Annotated in this window: 13 protein-coding genes; 7 read left to right on the forward strand and 6 right to left on the reverse strand. The window is 72.1% G+C overall.

The annotated features are described in order from the left end of the window. Window positions 1-6: 6 nt before the first annotated feature. The 3 genes from NYO98_RS10135 to NYO98_RS10145 are packed head-to-tail and all read right to left on the reverse strand — an operon-like array spanning window position 7 to window position 2,296. Window positions 7-531, reverse strand: a complete 525-nt coding sequence (locus NYO98_RS10135; RefSeq protein WP_268111540.1) for a type 1 glutamine amidotransferase domain-containing protein — start codon at window positions 529-531, stop codon at window positions 7-9. Window positions 532-586: 55 nt separating this feature from the next. Further along, on the reverse strand, window positions 587-1,747 hold the full coding sequence (locus NYO98_RS10140) for an acyl-CoA dehydrogenase family protein (protein ID WP_268111541.1): 1,161 nt from the start codon (window positions 1,745-1,747) through the stop codon (window positions 587-589). 42 nt (window positions 1,748-1,789) lie between these two features. Next, window positions 1,790-2,296 (reverse strand): DUF1707 SHOCT-like domain-containing protein, encoded by a 507-nt coding sequence (locus NYO98_RS10145; protein ID WP_268111542.1) that lies wholly within the window; start codon window positions 2,294-2,296, stop codon window positions 1,790-1,792. A 94-nt stretch (window positions 2,297-2,390) separates the two neighbouring features. Between NYO98_RS10145 and NYO98_RS10150 the strand changes: the two genes are divergently transcribed. Together NYO98_RS10150 and NYO98_RS10155 are read left to right on the forward strand one after the other, a co-directional pair. Then, window positions 2,391-3,743, forward strand: a complete 1,353-nt coding sequence (locus tag NYO98_RS10150; protein WP_268111543.1) for an MFS transporter — start codon at window positions 2,391-2,393, stop codon at window positions 3,741-3,743. A 79-nt stretch (window positions 3,744-3,822) separates the two neighbouring features. Further along, complete coding sequence (locus NYO98_RS10155; protein WP_268111544.1) at window positions 3,823-7,011, forward strand: reprolysin-like metallopeptidase; 3,189 nt, start codon at window positions 3,823-3,825, stop codon at window positions 7,009-7,011. 17 nt (window positions 7,012-7,028) lie between these two features. On the opposite strand, the gene NYO98_RS10160 is transcribed toward NYO98_RS10155, so the two are convergent. Together NYO98_RS10160 and typA are read right to left on the reverse strand one after the other, a co-directional pair. Further along, window positions 7,029-7,682, reverse strand: a complete 654-nt coding sequence (locus NYO98_RS10160) for a hypothetical protein (RefSeq protein WP_268111546.1) — start codon at window positions 7,680-7,682, stop codon at window positions 7,029-7,031. A gap of 7 nt (window positions 7,683-7,689) precedes the next feature. Next, window positions 7,690-9,579 carry a translational GTPase TypA gene (gene typA / locus NYO98_RS10165; RefSeq protein ID WP_268111547.1) on the reverse strand — a complete coding sequence of 630 codons (1,890 nt, stop codon included), beginning with the start codon at window positions 9,577-9,579 and terminating at the stop codon, window positions 7,690-7,692. A gap of 273 nt (window positions 9,580-9,852) precedes the next feature. Between typA and NYO98_RS10170 the strand changes: the two genes are divergently transcribed. The 3 genes from NYO98_RS10170 to NYO98_RS10180 all read left to right on the forward strand — a co-directional run bounded on the left by NYO98_RS10170 (window position 9,853) and on the right by NYO98_RS10180 (window position 13,204). Beyond that, the gene (locus tag NYO98_RS10170; protein ID WP_268111549.1) at window positions 9,853-10,728 is read left to right on the forward strand and encodes a hypothetical protein; all 876 of its coding nucleotides are present in this window, start codon (window positions 9,853-9,855) and stop codon (window positions 10,726-10,728) included. Window positions 10,729-10,780: 52 nt separating this feature from the next. Continuing rightward, window positions 10,781-12,142 (forward strand): protealysin inhibitor emfourin, encoded by a 1,362-nt coding sequence (locus tag NYO98_RS10175; protein WP_268111550.1) that lies wholly within the window; start codon window positions 10,781-10,783, stop codon window positions 12,140-12,142. 63 nt (window positions 12,143-12,205) lie between these two features. Beyond that, a complete protein-coding gene (locus NYO98_RS10180) occupies window positions 12,206-13,204 on the forward strand; it encodes a DNA topoisomerase IB (protein WP_268111551.1) in 999 nt (332 codons plus the stop codon). 13 nt (window positions 13,205-13,217) lie between these two features. On the opposite strand, the gene serC is transcribed toward NYO98_RS10180, so the two are convergent. Next, the gene (serC, locus tag NYO98_RS10185; protein ID WP_268111552.1) at window positions 13,218-14,339 is read right to left on the reverse strand and encodes a phosphoserine transaminase; all 1,122 of its coding nucleotides are present in this window, start codon (window positions 14,337-14,339) and stop codon (window positions 13,218-13,220) included. Between the two features lie 105 nt (window positions 14,340-14,444). Here serC and NYO98_RS10190 point away from each other — a divergent pair, with 105 nt between their 5' ends. Further along, the gene (locus NYO98_RS10190) at window positions 14,445-14,939 is read left to right on the forward strand and encodes a GNAT family N-acetyltransferase (RefSeq protein WP_268111553.1); all 495 of its coding nucleotides are present in this window, start codon (window positions 14,445-14,447) and stop codon (window positions 14,937-14,939) included. 210 nt (window positions 14,940-15,149) lie between these two features. After that, the gene (locus tag NYO98_RS10195; protein ID WP_268111554.1) at window positions 15,150-15,515 is read left to right on the forward strand and encodes a thiol-disulfide oxidoreductase DCC family protein; all 366 of its coding nucleotides are present in this window, start codon (window positions 15,150-15,152) and stop codon (window positions 15,513-15,515) included. Window positions 15,516-15,582: the final 67 nt, after the last annotated feature.

The following is a 15,582-nucleotide window of genomic DNA, read 5'->3' on the forward strand; positions in this document are numbered from 1 at the left end:
CCGGGCTCAGCCCAGCGCGTCGAGCAGGGCCTTGGAGAAGGCCGGGATGTCGTCGGGGTTGCGGCTGGTGATGAGGTTGCCGTCGACGACGACCTCCTCGTCGACCCACTCGCCGCCGCCGTTGCGGATGTCGGTCTGCAGGCTCGGCCAGCTGGCGAGGCGCTTGCCCTTGACCCGGTCGGCCTCGACGAGGGTCCAGGGTGCGTGGCAGATGGCGGCGACGGGCTTGCCGGAGTCGACGAAGTCCCGGACGAAGGCGACGGCCTCCTCGTCCATGCGGAGGGCGTCGGGGTTGGCGACGCCACCGGGCAGGACCAGGGCGTCGTAGTCGGCGACGGCGACGTCGGAGACCCGCCGGTCGACCCGCTGCGTGCTGGACTTGTCGAGGTGCTGGAACAGCTGCACCTCGCCCTCGTCGGTCGAGAGGAGCTCGGCAGTGTGGCCGGCGTCGACGGCGGCCTGCCACGGCTTGGTGAGCTCGACCTCCTCGATGCCTTCGGATGCGGTCAGGAATGCGATGCGCTTGGACATTCCTTCACCGTCGCTCGGCATCGGGGGACCGACAACACTCCGAGGGGTGAGGTGACTAGCCGATGGCGCCGGCGTCGTCCTTGGCGAGCGAGCGCGAGATGACCATCCGCTGGATCTGGTTGGTGCCCTCGAAGATCTGCATGACCTTGGCCTCGCGCATGTAGCGCTCGACCGGGAAGTCGCGGGTGTAGCCGTAGCCGCCGAGCACCTGGACGGCGTCGGTGGTGACCTTCATGGCGTTGTCGGTGGCGACCAGCTTGGCGACCGACGCCTCCCGCGAGAACGGCAGTCCGGCGTCGCGCAGCCGTGCGGCGTGGAGCATCGTGGCGCGGGCGGAGACGATCGCGGCCTCCATGTCGGCCAGCACGAAGGCGAGGCCCTGGTGGTCGATGATGCGGGTGCCGAACGTCTCGCGCTCCTTGGCGTAGGCCACCGCCGCATCGAGCGCCCCCTGGGCGAGGCCGACCGCGACGGCGGCGATGCCCAGGCGGCCCGAGTCGAGCCCGGCCAGCGCGATGCGGAGTCCCTCGCCCTCGGCGCCGAGGCGGCGCTCGACGGGCACGCGCACGTTGTCGAAGCGCATCGTCGCGGTCGCCGAGCCGGTGAGGCCCATCTTGCGCTCCGGCGGGTCCGCGCTCAGGCCCTCGGCGGACGCCGGCACCAGGAAGCACGAGATCCCGTTGCGGTCCTCCGACGTGCGGGCCATCACCTTGTAGAAGTCGGCGTGGCCACCGTGGGTCGTCCAGGCCTTGGCGCCGTTGAGGACGTAGGAGTCGCCGTCGCGGCGGGCCGTCGTCCGCATCGCGGCCGGGTCGGAGCCCGCGTGGGGCTCGGACAGGCAGTAGGCGCCGAGCAGGTCGCCGCCCAGCATGTCGGGCAGCCACTCGGCGCGCTGCTCGTCGGTGCCGAAGTAGGCCAGGCCGAAGCAGGACAGCGCGTGCACGGAGACACCGACGCCGACCGAGGACCACACGGCGCCGATCTCCTCCAGCACCTGGAGGTAGACCTCGTAGGGCTGGTCGCCGCCGCCGAACTCCTCGGGGTACGGCAGCGACAGCAGGCCGGCCTGGCCGAGCATCCGGAAGACGTCGCGCGGGAAGGTCTCGGTGGCCTCCGCCTCGGCCGACCGCGGGGCGAGCTCCTTGGTGCAGATCTCGCGGGTGAGGGCGAGCAGGTCGCGGGCCTCGTCGGTGGGCAGCTGGCGGCGTGCGGTCATGGTCCGGAGGCTACCCGCGCGGACGCGAGACCGACCGATCGGTCAGGTGCGCGGGTGGGCCCACCGGTAGAGGGCGATGACGCCGGGCAGGAAGAGCGTCAGCATGACCAGCCCGAAGATCAGCGTGCCCAGCTCGTCGGCGAAGAGCACCATGGCACCGCCGCCGAGGATGAAGGGAGCGGTGAAGAGTCCCACCACCCAGAAGACGATCCGGGGCAGCACGCCGCGCTGGGTCGGTCGGTGGCCCCGGAGCGCGGGGCGGTACGACGGCGTGACCGGAAGCTCGAGACCGGCCATCACGTCCTCGAGGTCGCCGTAGGTGCGTGCGGCCAGGGCACGTGACGTGCGCTCGTCGAGCTCGGGGGAGGTGATCCGGCCCTCGCTGAAGGCGGTGGACAGTCGTCGGCACACCTGGTCGCGCTCGGCGTCGGAGACGAGGAGGGCGTCGTGCTCGGCGTCGGCCTGCTCCTGGAGGTGCCGCCACCGCTGGTAGGACTCCCCGGGCCCGGGGTCGCCCGGTCCCGAGCGGGCGTCGTACGGCGTGCTCATGCGGCACAGGCTACGGCGCCGGCCGGGCCGCCGAGGCCGGGTTCGGAGGATCCGTGGGGAATGGTGCCCGGCCGGCGGGTGTTGTCGCAGGTCGATGACGACCTCCGCACCGGCCACCGGCCGCACCGACGCCCCGGACGACTCCCGACGGGTCTCGATGCTGCTGGGCCTGCTCTTCGGGCTCGCCGGGATGGGCTCGTCGAGCGCCGCCGTCGCGCTGGCCCTCCTCGCCGAGGACCTCGGGGTGAGCGCCGGGCTCGCCGCCTGGGCGATCAGCCTCTACGTCCTGATGCTGGCCGTCACGACGGCGCTCTACGGACGGATCTCCGACCTCGTCGGCGTGCGGGCCCCGCTGCTCGCGGGGCTCGTGCTGATGTCGGTCGGTGCGCTGGTCGCGGCGCTCGCGCCCACCTTCGAGGTGCTGCTGGGGGCGCGGATGCTGCAGGGCGCGGGCGCTGCCGCCGTGCCGACGCTCGGCGTCACCATCCTGTCGGCGAAGTACACCGGGGAGGTCCGCGGCTTCGCCTTCGGTCGCCTCGCCGGCGTCGCCGCCGCGGTGAGCTGCCTCGGCCCCTTGATCGGCGGCCTGGTCGAGGCGGCGTGGGGCTGGCGCGCAGTGATGGCGCTGCCCATCCTCGGCGCGCTCGTGGTGCCGCTGCTGTGGCGCGCCCTGCCCACGGGTGGCAGCGGCGCCCGCCTCGACGTCGTAGGCGCGGTCGTGGTCGCCCTCACCGCGGCCGGCATGGTGCTGCTCGTGCAGTCGCCGTCGGCGGGGCTCCTGGTCGCCGCGGTCGGCGCGAGCCTGCTCGTGCTCGGCGTCCCGGCGGTGCGCGCGAGCGTACGACGACGCCCCGACGGCTTCCTGCCGGTCGAGGTGATCCGCAACGCGACCGTGGTGCGCAGTGCCGTCGCCGCCTCGGCGGTCCCGGCGTCGTGGTTCGCCATGCTGATCGCACTGCCCGCGGTGCTGCTCGCCGAGGGCTGGGAGGCGTGGCAGGTCGGTCTCGCCATGGTGCCGAGCGCCGCCGTCGCCCTGCTCGTGCCGCAGGTCGCCGGGCCGATGCTCACCCGCCTCGGCCCGAGCCGGTCCCTGGCGATCGCCGGGCTCGTCGCCTCGACGGCGCTGCTGGTCGCCACCCTCGGTGCCCTCTGGGTCAGCGCGGCCGTGCTGGTCGTCGCCATCATCCTGGTGACCTTCGCCTTCGGCCTCGGCCAGCCGGCCCTCAGCGCGGTCGTCGGCGACGCGGTGGACGAGGACGTGCGCGGTGTGGCGATGGGTGTCTCGACGCTCCTCTTCCTCATCGGCGGCAGCATCGGCTCGGCCGTGGTGGCCGGCATCAGCGGGCCGCTGGGGATGCCCGCGGCCCTGCTCGTGCTCGCTGCGCTGCCCCTTCTCGGGCTCGTCGTGCTGGCCCCGACGCTGCGTACAGAGCCGGTCGACGCCTGAGCCCCAACCGCTACCAAAGAGGTATGGCGCCTGTCGGTGGGCCTACCTAGGCTGCGAGTTCGCCATCGAAGGAGCTCGCGTGCCATCTCGCTTCCGCAGTCTTGCCACAGGTCTGGCCCTCGTCGTGGGAGCGGGGGCGCTGAGCTCGGTCGCCCCGGTCGCCGCCGCCCCCGACGACCAGGCCTTCACCCCGCTCCGCGGCTTCGAGCCCTCGGGTGCGAAGGTCCGCGTCGAGCCGAAGGACTACGCCGCCTCGCGCGTCGACCTCGGCGCCGTGCGCGGCGAGCTGCCGCGCGGGTCCGCGTCCGCCGTGATCGACGTGCCGGCGCCGGACGGGCGCCTGCAGTCGTTCCGCGTCCAGCAGACGCAGCGGATGGAGTCCGAGCTCGCGGCCGGGCACCCCGAGATCGCCACCTGGTCCGGCGTCGGCATCGACGACCCGACGGCGAGCATCGCCCTCGACGTCACCCAGATGGGCTTCCACGCCTTCGTGCGCACGCCCGGCGGTCGCAGCGACTGGTACGTCGACCCGGCCTACAACCGCCCCGGCACGACGGCCCACCTCAGCTACCGCTCCGCCGACCTGCCGGCGGCGGAGGCGCGCCGCAAGGAGGGTGAGGTCGAGGCGATCCGGGAGACCGTGACGGCGGCCGCAGCCGACCGCTCGACGGCGTCGAACGCCCCCGTGCAGCGCCACTACTACCGCCTGGCCCTGACGTCCGACCCGTCCTACGCCGCCTACTTCGGCACGGCCAACGTGCTGGCCGAGAAGGTGACCCTCATCAACCGGGTCAACCAGATCTACAACGACGACCTCGCCACCGAGCTGCGCCTGGTCAACGAGACCGACAAGCTCAACCTCGACACCGACGCCAAGGCGACCGGTGCCGACGGCCCCTGCGGCTCCGCGCCGTGCTTCCGGCTCGAGGACCTCGGTGCCCCGGGCCCGAACGACGACATCCCGGGTGACCTCGACTTCTGCAGCGGCCTGACGCTCGGCCAGAACCGCACGGTCCTCGGGCAGCTGATCGGCGCTTCCAACTACGACGTCGGCCACATCACGCTCGGCAAGAACGGCGGCGGCGTCGCGTACGGCGGCGTGGTCGGCGGTGACTACAAGGGCGGCGGCTGCACCGGCCTGCCCGCACCCAAGGGCGACTTCTTCGCCATCGACTACGTGGCCCACGAGATCGGCCACCAGTTCGCCGGCAACCACACCTTCAACGGCGACCTGATCAACTGCGGCGGCAACATCTCCGAAGCGTCCGTGGAGCCGGGCTCGGGGTCGTCGGTGATGGCCTACGCCGGCATCTGCGGCAGGGACGACCTGCAGCCCCACACCGACCCCTACTTCTCCTTCCGCACCATCGACGAGGTCGACGCGTACCGCGCGGCCACCTACCCGAACATCGAAGTGCAGACAGTGTCGCTGCGCGGCTTCGACCCCGCCACCGAGGCGCTCGCGATCCAGTACGGAGCAGGCGCCCCCGTTCCCGTCGCGGCGTACACCCCGGCGGGTATCGAGACGGCCGTGGAGGCCGCCAGCGCGACCAACGTGTCGATCGCAGAGTGGGGGTTCGACGAGTTCGGTCTGGACGACACGCCCGTCGTGCCCGACGCAACCGGCTTTCAGGTCATCTTCAACGAGAGCCCGACCATCCAGGGTGCCACGCCCGCCGACGTCGACCGCCTGCCTCTGAAGGTGACCGTGACGAGCGGTAGCGCCGAGGCGTTCGTCGGCGAGACCGCGCGAGGCGGCCCGGCGCAGAACGACGGCATTGTGCTGCCCCCCACCGGACCGGGCCAGGTCGCCGACAATTCGGCGCCGGAGGTGCGGGCCCCGGACCCGAAGACCATACCGGTCCGCACGCCGTTCGCGCTGACCGGTCGGGGCGCCGACCCCAACGGCGACGCGCTCGTCTATCTGTGGGAGCAGACCAACAACGGCGATGGCACCGAGCTGGCGTCCAACACCAAGGACTACGGCCCGCTGTTCCGAGTCTTCGGCGACGACGCCGTCGTGAGCACGGCGGACTCGCTGAAGTCGCCATCGCCCGGTCTCAACATCGCCGACGGCAGTCCCACGCGCGTGTTCCCCGACATGACCCAGGTGTTGGCAGGCAACACCAACGCGAAGAACGGAACGTGCCCCGATGCGAGCGGGGTCCCGGAGGACGAGCAGATGCCCGACGAGCTGCTCGATTGCTACTCCGAATTCTTGCCCACCACCGATTACCTTGGCAGCTTGGGCGCCGGCGACGATCGGGTGATGACGTTCCGCCTGACTGCTCGCGACCTGTTCCCCAACGGCGGCGGCGTCGCGTGGGACGACGTGGCACTGACGGTCGACAAGACCGCCGGCCCGTTCCTCGTCACCTCGCAGGCGACGGCCGGCACCACGGTGGCCGGCGGCTCGTCGGTCCCGGTCACGTGGGACGTCAAGGGCACCGACCGGCTGGCGAAGAACGTCAGGATCTCGCTGTCCACCGACGGCGGGACGACGTTCGGCACGGTCCTCGCGGCGAGCACGCCCAACGACGGGTCGCAGACGCTGGCCATGCCCAACGTCGACGCGGCCAGGGCGCGCATCAAGGTCGAGGCGGTCGACAACTACTTCTTCGCCGTCAACGACAAGGACTTCGCGCTGAAGGCCACCCCGGCCCCCGACACGAGGATCACGTCCGGACCGGCGAACGAGTCGATCGTGCTGGAGCGCCGCCAGGCCTTCACCTACACCTCGTCGGTCAGCCCGGCGACGTTCGCGTGCACGGTCGACGAGGAGGCCGTGCCCTGCGACGCCAGCGGCCTGACGAAGCGCTTCCGCGCGGGCACGCACACCGTCACCGTCGCGGCGGTCAACGCGGCCGGCGTCGCGGACCCGACCCCGGCGTTCGTCTCCTTCACGGTGCCGCGTGACGAGAGCACCTTCGCGCGGAAGGGCTCGTGGAACCGCAAGAAGGACAAGCGGGCGTTGTTCGGCGACTACATCACCTCGCGGCGCAAGGGCTCCGAGCTCGTCACCCGCGTGCCGACCACCGAGCGCATCGTGCTCGTCATCGGCACCGTGAAGAACGGCGGCAAGGCTCGCGTCTTCCTCGGCAAGCGCAAGCTGGGCGTCGTGAAGTTCGCGGGCAAGCAGAAGTTCAGCAAGCTCCGCAGCTTCGACCTGCCGCGGGCGCGCAAGGGCAAGCTGCGGGTCGTCGTGACGAAGAACAAGCCGGTCCGGATCGAGGGCGTCGCGGTGGTGACGACCAAGAAGACCGGCTGACGCAGCAGGACGCCGGGTCAGCCCTGCGCCGAGCGAGTCCGCTCGGCCAGGGCGACCGCGGCGTGCTGCACGACGGGCAGCTCCTCGGGGTCGCGGGCCGCCTCGTGCGGCACGGCGCCACCCAGGAGGGCCGCCGGGGTGGTCAGCCAGATCCAGGCCCGCCACGGGTCGACGCCGGCGGCCAGCAGCGGCTCCAGCACGGCCAGCAGCTCCTCGCGCACCTCACCGGTGTCGTCGAGCTGGAAGGCGGGCACGAGGGTGCCGCCCTCGTGCTGGACGAGCAGCACGGTCCGGCGCTGGGCGGCCTTGTGCAGGGCGAAGCGGGCGGCGTTCTCCGAGGTCCCGCGCAGCCGCCCGACGCCGGCGTAGTCCAGCCAGCCGCCGTCGAGGAGCGACTGCCGCACCTCGGCGTCGCGCCGTAGGCGCACGAGCTCGACGGGCACGCCGTGGGCGGGGTCGTCACCCATCGAGCGCAGGGCCCGGTCGAGCTCGGCCAGCCTCTCGGCGTCCAGCTCCTCACCGGTGGCCGGGTCGCGCCAGCGCACGACGTCGCCGTCGCGCTCGTAGGTCGGCAGGCCGGCCGCGGCGAGCTGCCCGCTCAGGCCGAGGCGCTCGAGCCACTCCGCGAGCTCGGTCGCGAGCGCGGGCGGGACGTCGGGCACCTCGGCCACGCGGCGACTACTTGTTGGCCTTGCGCGCCCGCGACGCGGTCTTGGCACGGGCGTTGGCGTCGAGCACGACCTTGCGGATGCGCACCATCTCGGGCGTCACCTCGACGCACTCGTCCTCGCGGCAGAACTCCAGGCACTGCTCGAGCGACAGGCGCTTCGGCGGGATCAGCTTCTCGAAGTTGTCGGAGGTGGCGGACCGGATGTTGGTCTGCTGCTTCTCCTTGGTGATGTTGACGTCCATGTCGTCGGCGCGGGAGTTCTCGCCGACGATCATGCCCTCGTAGACCTCGGTGGCGGGCTCGACGAACAGCACGCCGCGCTCCTGCAGCGACGTCATGGCGTACGCCGTCGCCGCACCGGCGCGGTCGGCCACCAGCGAGCCGTTGTTGCGCGAGCGGATCTCGCCGGCCCACGGGAAGTAGCCCTCGGAGATGTGGTGGGCGATGCCGGTGCCGCGGGTCTCGGTGAGGAAGTCCGTGCGGAAGCCGATCAGGCCGCGGGCCGGCACGACGAACTCCATCCGGACCCAGCCGGTGCCGTGGTTGGTCATGCCCTCCATGCGGCCCTTGCGGACCGCGAGGAGCTCGGTGATCGTGCCGAGGTACTCCTCCGGCGCGTCGATGGTGAGGCGCTCGAACGGCTCGTGCAGCTTGCCGTCGATCTCCCGGGTGACGACCTGCGGCTTGCCGACGGTGAGCTCGAAGCCCTCGCGCCGCATCTGCTCGACGAGGATCGCCAGGGCGAGCTCGCCGCGGCCCTGGACCTCCCACGCGTCGGGACGCTCGGTCGGCAGGATGCGCAGCGACACGTTGCCGATGAGCTCGGAGTCGAGGCGGTCCTTGACCAGGCGCGCGGTGACCTTGGCGCCCTTGACCTTGCCGACCAGGGGCGAGGTGTTGGTGCCGATGGTCATCGAGATCGCGGGCTCGTCGACGTGGATCAGCGGCAGCGCGACCGGGTTCTCGGAGTCGGCGAGGGTCTCGCCGATCGTGATCTCGGGGATGCCCGCGATGGCGACGATGTCACCCGGACCGGCGGACTCGCCGGGCTTGCGCTCGAGGCCCTCGGTGACGAGGAGCTCGGTGATGCGGACGTTCTTGACCTCGCCGTCCCGCCGCATCCATGCCACGGTCTGGCCCTTCTTCAGGGTGCCCTGGTGGATGCGCAGCAGCGCCAGCCGGCCGAGGAACGGCGACGAGTCGAGGTTGGTCACGTGGGCCTGCAGCGGCGCCTCGTCGTCGTACTGCGGAGCCGGGATCGTCTCCAGGATCGTCTTGAAGAGCGGCTCGAGGTCGGAGCCCTCGGGCATGGTGCCGTCCGCGGGCTTCTCCAGCGAGGCGATGCCCGCCTTGCCGGAGGCGTAGACCACCGGGAAGTCGAGGGCGTCCTGGCTGTGCGAGTCGTCCAGGAGATCCATGAAGAGCTCGTAGGACTCGTCGACGACCTCGCTGATGCGGGCGTCGGAGCGGTCGGTCTTGTTGACGACCAGGATCACCGGCATGTCGGCGTTGAGCGCCTTGCGCAGCACGAAGCGGGTCTGGGGGAGCGGGCCCTCGGACGCGTCGACGAGCAGCACGATGCCGTCCACCATCGACAGGCCGCGCTCGACCTCGCCGCCGAAGTCGGCGTGGCCCGGGGTGTCGATGATGTTGATCGTCATGCCCTCGGGGGCCGACGGGCCGGTGTAGTGGACCGCGGTGTTCTTCGCGAGGATCGTGATGCCCTTCTCGCGCTCGAGGTCGCCGGAGTCCATGACGCGGTCGGCCACGCTCTCGGCCTGGTGCGCCGTGAAGGCGCCGGCCTGGCGGAGCATCGCGTCGACCAGCGTGGTCTTGCCGTGGTCGACGTGGGCGACGATAGCGACGTTGCGCAGGTCGGAACGGGACTGGGTGGGCATGCAAGGGCCTTCCGGGCGGAGATCGGGTGGCGACCGGCGGCCGAGGGGCCGAACGCACGAGGGCGCAGATCGCTGGTCAAGGTTACCGGCGGTCAGCGCGACGGCCTCAATCGCTGGCGCCCGGTGACCGGGTCGCGCACGGCTCCCCCACGGAGCGGTAAAATCGGTCCGCACTTCAACCACCCGTCCCTAGCGTCGCTCCCACCAGACCGGGACGGGCGCGTGGGGATGTGCCCGACCCGGTGCGAACACGTCATCCGGGAGGGATGAGCCTTGTCGACCACCTCCGTCGAGCCCGACGCCACCACCTCGCACGCCCCCTCGCACATCACGAGCCGCCGCACCGTGCTCCGCGCCGCCGCCTGGACCGCCCCCGCGGTGTCCGTCGCCGTCGCGGTGCCGGCGTACGCCGCCGCGTCCGGGCCGGTGGCGTGCGCGGACGCCACCTACGAGATCCGGTGGGCCTCGCACTACAACGCCCAGTCGAGGACGGCGGTCGCCGGGCTGGTGAGCGCTGCCGGCGCCGGCACCGTCGGGCGCGAGCCGCTGACGATGGTCGTGTCGAGCCAGTTCTTCGGCAGCACGGTCGCCGGAAGCACCGGGGGCTACTCGAACCTCGCGCTGTCGCCCGGCAACGTGGGCGGGACGGGCCGGAAGGGCCTGACCATCATGCAGCGGGCGACGGTCGACGAGTTCGCGGCCCCGCGGAGCAACCACCGTCAGGAGATCACGCTGACGTTCAGCCGCCCCGTGCGCAACCTGGCCTTCAAGCTGAGCGACATCGACGCCAACGCCGAGCCGTCGCGGTGGGAGTGGTACCGGGACGGGAAGCAGTGGAAGCAGCGTGAGATCAAGCGCGGTCAGTACCAGGACCGGGTGTGGCTCAGCGGCAACCCGAGCGGTGCCAGGGCCAGCGTGGTCGCCGGCTCAGGCACCTCGGCCGACCCCTGGCGCAGCACCAGCACCGACGTCGACCAGGACCCGGTGTCCGGTACGAACGGCAACGTGACGGTGAGCTACGCAGGGAAGCCGGCGTCCCCGGTCTACAAGCTCACCTACTGGAACGACCAGGAGGGCGAGCTCACCGCGCAAGCCCTGCAGGGCATCTTCCTCACCGACCTCAGCTTCACCGCGTCGTCCTGCGCCTGACCAACGCCTCCGCCCCTGGCCCGCTGTCGGCGGCCGGGGGTAGACAGGTGGCATGACGACACCTCGGGTGACCCGCTGCAGCTTCATCCCACCGTGGCTCGCAGAGCGGGTCGACGGCCCGGAGCGGGCCGCTCGCGACGACGAGCTCCGTCGCGAGCGCGCCCTCCGGGCAGGCGCCCCTCGGCCGACGCCCCCGTCGGCCGAGGGCGTCGTCGCCGGGCCGGCGTGGACGGTGCACGACGCCGAGTCGCGCACCACGCTGCCCGGCACACCCGCCCGCAGCGCCGGCGAGCCCGAGACCGGGGACGTCGCGGTGGACGAGGCGGCGTCCGGCATCGAGGCGACCCTGCAGATGTTCCTCGACGACCTCGGGCGCGACTCCCACGACGGCGCCGGTGCCCCGGTGAGCCTGACCGTCCACTACGGCTCGCGCTACAACAACGCGTTCTGGGACGGCACCCAGCTCGTCTTCGGCGACGGCGACGGCCGCGTCTTCGAGCGGTTCACCAAGCCCGTCGACGTCCTGGCCCACGAGTTCTCCCACGCCGTCGTCGAGCACACGGCCGGCCTCACCTACCGGGGCCAGTCCGGAGCGCTCAACGAGTCGGTCGCCGACGCGTTCGCGTCCTGCCTCAAGCAGCGGCTCCTCGGCCAGGAGGCGGGCGAGGGCGACTGGCTGATCGGGCAGGGCATCTTCACGCCGTCCGTCCAGGCCCGCGCCCTGCGTGACATGGCCGCCCCCGGCACCGCCTACGACGACCCCGAGCTCGGCGCGGACCCGCAGGTCGGCCACATGGACGACTACGTCGAGACGACCGCCGACAACGGCGGCGTCCACCTCAACTCCGGCATCCCCAACAAGGCGTTCCAGCTCGCCGCGGTGGCGATCGGCGGCACGTCGATCGCCGGTGCCGGCCGGATCTGGTACGACGCCCTCGTGGGCGGCGACGTGCCTGCGGGCGCCTCGTTCGCCACCTTCGCGGCGGCCACGGTGGCCGCCGCGGGTGACCACGCGCCCGCCGTCCGGGACGCGTGGGACCAGGTCGGCATCGAGGTCGCCGCGGCCCCCGGGGAGACCGGGGAGACCGGCGAGCAGCCGCCCCCGCCGGTTCCCGCGCCGCAGCCGGCCGGCCGGCTGCGCGTCGAGCGCAGCGGCGGCTTCGCCGGCCGCACCGAGACCGCCGAGGTCGACCTCGGCGAGGTCGACGACCCCGACCTCGGGCAGCTGGTCTCCGAGGCGGTGCTGCGGTCCGCCACGGCGGACGTGCCGCCCAAGCCGGACATGTTCGTCTACACCTTCACCGTCGAGGGCCAGGACCCGGTGCGGGTGCCCGAGCACCTCCTGACGGCCAGCCAGGCCGAGCTGGCACGACGCCTCCTCCGCGGCGGTGCGGCCGACGACTGGCAGGCCTGAGCCGTCGAGCAGACATCCCTCCGGGTGACGGCGCGACGAGGGCGCGTTCGCTAGGTTCACCGCATGCCCCGACTGCGGCGCACCTTCCCCGACCAGCCCGGCTGGACCCGACGCCGGTCCGGGAAGGGCTTCATCTACCTCGACGAGCACGGCGAGCGTCTCGACGCCGAGCAGGTGCAGCGCTGCAAGGACCTCGTCATCCCGCCCGCCTGGACCGACGTGTGGATCACCCCGCACCCCAACGGGCACCTCCAGGCCGTAGGCACCGACGACGCCGGCCGGCGGCAGTACCTCTACCACCCGCAGTGGCGCGCCAGCCGCGACGCGGCGAAGTTCGACCGGATCCTGGTCTTCGGCAAGGCGCTGTCGCGGGCGCGCGAGCGGGTGCTCGCCGACATCGGCGCCGACGGGATGTCGCTGGAGCGGGGGTGCGCGGTCGCCGTACGGCTGCTCGACCTCGGCTACTTCCGCATCGGCAACGACGTCTACACCGACACCAACGGATCCTTCGGCCTCACGACGATGCTCCGCGAGCACGTCACGCGCACCAAGGACGGGCTGCGGTTCACCTTCACCGGCAAGTCCGGGATCGAGCACGACATCACCATCGACGACCCGTCCGCGATCGAGGCGCTCGACGTGATGCGACGCCGGCGCGGCGGCGGCGACCGGCTGCTCGCCTGGAAGGACGGCCGGCACTGGAAGGCCCTCTCGTCCTCCGACGTCAACGACTACATCCGCACCTGCTTCGGCATCGACGCCACCGCCAAGGACTTCCGCACCTGGCACGCCACGGTGATCGCCGCGTCCGCGCTGTCCGAGACCGACGAGCCCGGGCAGACGAAGGCCTCGCGCAAGCGCGCGGTCTCCGCCGCGATGAAGGAGGTCTCGGAGTTCCTGGGCAACACGCCCACCCTCGCCCGTACGTCCTACGTCGACCCGCGGGTCGTCGAGGCCTACGAGCGCGGCCGCACGGTCAAGGTCCGCGGGAAGTACGACACGGACGATGCCCGGCAGGCCGCGCTCGAGCGGGCCGTGCTCAAGCTGCTCAATGCCGCCTGAGGCGCCGGCCTGATCAGCTGTTCGCGACGACGTGGTCGATCGCGGCGGTGAGCTTCTCGACGTCGGCCGGGTCGATCGCGGGGTACATCGCGATCCGCAGCTGGTTGCGCCCGAGCTTGCGGTAGGGCTCGGTGTCGACGATGCCGTTGGCGCGCAACGTCGCGGCGATGGCGGCGGCGTCGATGGAGTCGTCGAAGTCGATGGTGCCGATCACCAGGGACCGGTCGGCCGGCTCGGCGACGTACGGCGTCGTGTAGTCGGTGCGCTCGGCCCAGCCGTAGAGCGCGTCCGAGCTGGCGGTCGTGCGCTCGACCATGCCCTTGAGCCCGCCCTGGCTGTTCATCCAGTCGAGCTGCTCGGCCATGAGGAACAGCGTGGCCACCGACGGGGTGTTGTAGGTCTGGTTCTTCGACGAGTTGTCGATCGCGGTCGGCAGGTCGAAGAACGGCGGCACGTATCGGTCGCTCGCCGCGATCTCTTCCGCGCGCGCCAGCGCCCGCGGTGACATCAGCGCGATCCAGAGCCCGCCGTCGGAGGCGAAGCACTTCTGCGGGGCGAAGTAGTAGGCGTCGACCTGGTCGAGGTCGACCGGCAGGCCGCCGGCGCCGGAGGTGGCGTCGACCAGCACGAGCGCGTCGTCGGCCACGCCGGCCGGGCGCAGCACGGGCGCCATCACGGCGGTCGAGGTCTCGTTGTGCGCCCACGCGTAGGCGTCGACGCCGTCCTCGGCGACCGCGTCGGGACGCGAGCCCGGGTCGCTGGTGATCACCGACGGGTCCGCGAGCCACGGCGCCTTCTTCGCCGACGTGGCGAACTTGGAGGAGAACTCGCCGAACGACAGGTGCTGGCTCTTCTCGCGGATCAGCCCGAAGCAGGCGATGTCCCAGAAGGCGGTCGCCCCGCCGTTGCCCAGCACGACCTCGTAGCCGTCGGGCAGCTCGAACAGCGCCGCGAGGCCCTCGCGGACCCGGCCGACGGTCTTCTTCACCGGGGCCTGCCGGTGGGACGTGCCCATCAGCGTCGAGCCCGTCGCGGCGAGCGCGTCGAGGTGGCTGGTCTGGATCTTGGACGGTCCCGCGCCGAAGCGGCCGTCGGCCGGCAGGAGCTCAGCGGGGATCTTGAGGGCGTCGGTCATGGAGGAACCTCGGGTCGTTGCGGAGTACGGCGGGTCCTGACGACGCTGTCAGCAGTCCTATCCTGTCACCTGCTCGACCTCATCTCACATCGGGGGATTCCACGCGTGCCTGACCGCTCGTCCGTCACCTCACTGCGCATCGAGCGCCTGCCGATCACGCACCCCGACGCCCAGCTCCTGGTCGAGGCGGTCCAGGAGGAGTACGTCGCCCGCTACGGCGGTCGCGACGAGTCGCCGGTCGACCCGCGCGACTTCGAGGACCCGCTCGGCCAGTTCTTCGTCGGCTACCTCGACGAGGTGCCCGTCGCGACCGGCGCGTGGCGACGGTCGTCGGTCGCCGCGCTGGGCGCCGACGTCACCGCGGAGGTCAAGCGGATGTACGTCGTCCCCGCCGCGCAGCGCCGCGGTCTCGCCCGGCAGATGCTGGCCCACCTCGAGACGACGGCGGCCGCCGCCGGAATCGAGGCCCTCGTCCTCGAGACGGGGATGAAGCAGCCGGAGGCCATCGAGCTCTACCGCTCGTCGGGCTACGAGCCCATCCCCGGCTTCGGCTACTACTGCGGCTCCGAGCTCAGCCGCTGCTTCGCCCGCCGGATCTGACCCCCGGGGTGTCGCCACCCGCGGCCGGGTGCCGGCGGTGGTGACACACCCTCGGTCGGCACCCAGGACGTCGTGCGGCCTGTCGTGACACACCTCGTGCCGGAACCGGGTCATCCGCGTCCCCGGTCGTGGTCGGTGCTGTGCCACAACAGGCGCGGGCCGCCGCTGGGATCCGGTGTCCGCCGTGACACATCCCCGTAGCCTTGCCACGTGAGCCGCGGACTGATGCTGAACGACGCCGACTGCGGCTTCTGCATGCGCACCGCCCGCCTCGTGCCGAGGCTCGGGGTCGACGTCGACAGCTCGACCGTCCAGGCCGCCGACCTCGCGGCGCTGGGGGTCGACCCGCTGCGCGCGGTGGTCGAGATGCCGTACGTCCACCCCGACGGCCGGGTCGACTACGGCCACCGTGCCTTCGCCTCGATCCTCCGCACCGGACCGCTGCCCTGGCGCCTGGTGGGACGGCTGATCGAGTCCCGTCCGGTCGACCCGGTCGCCCGGCGCGCGTATGCCTGGGTGGCCGCCAACCGGCACCGCCTGCCCGGCGGGACGGCCGCCTGCGAACTACAGCGTTGATGTTCTGACGATCCCCGGACGGTGGCTCGTGGGGCCCCTTACGGTCCGTGTGCCACACGTGATCTCT

It is taken from the genome of Nocardioides pini (genome assembly GCF_026712185.1).
Taxonomy (GTDB): domain Bacteria; phylum Actinomycetota; class Actinomycetes; order Propionibacteriales; family Nocardioidaceae; genus Nocardioides; species Nocardioides pini.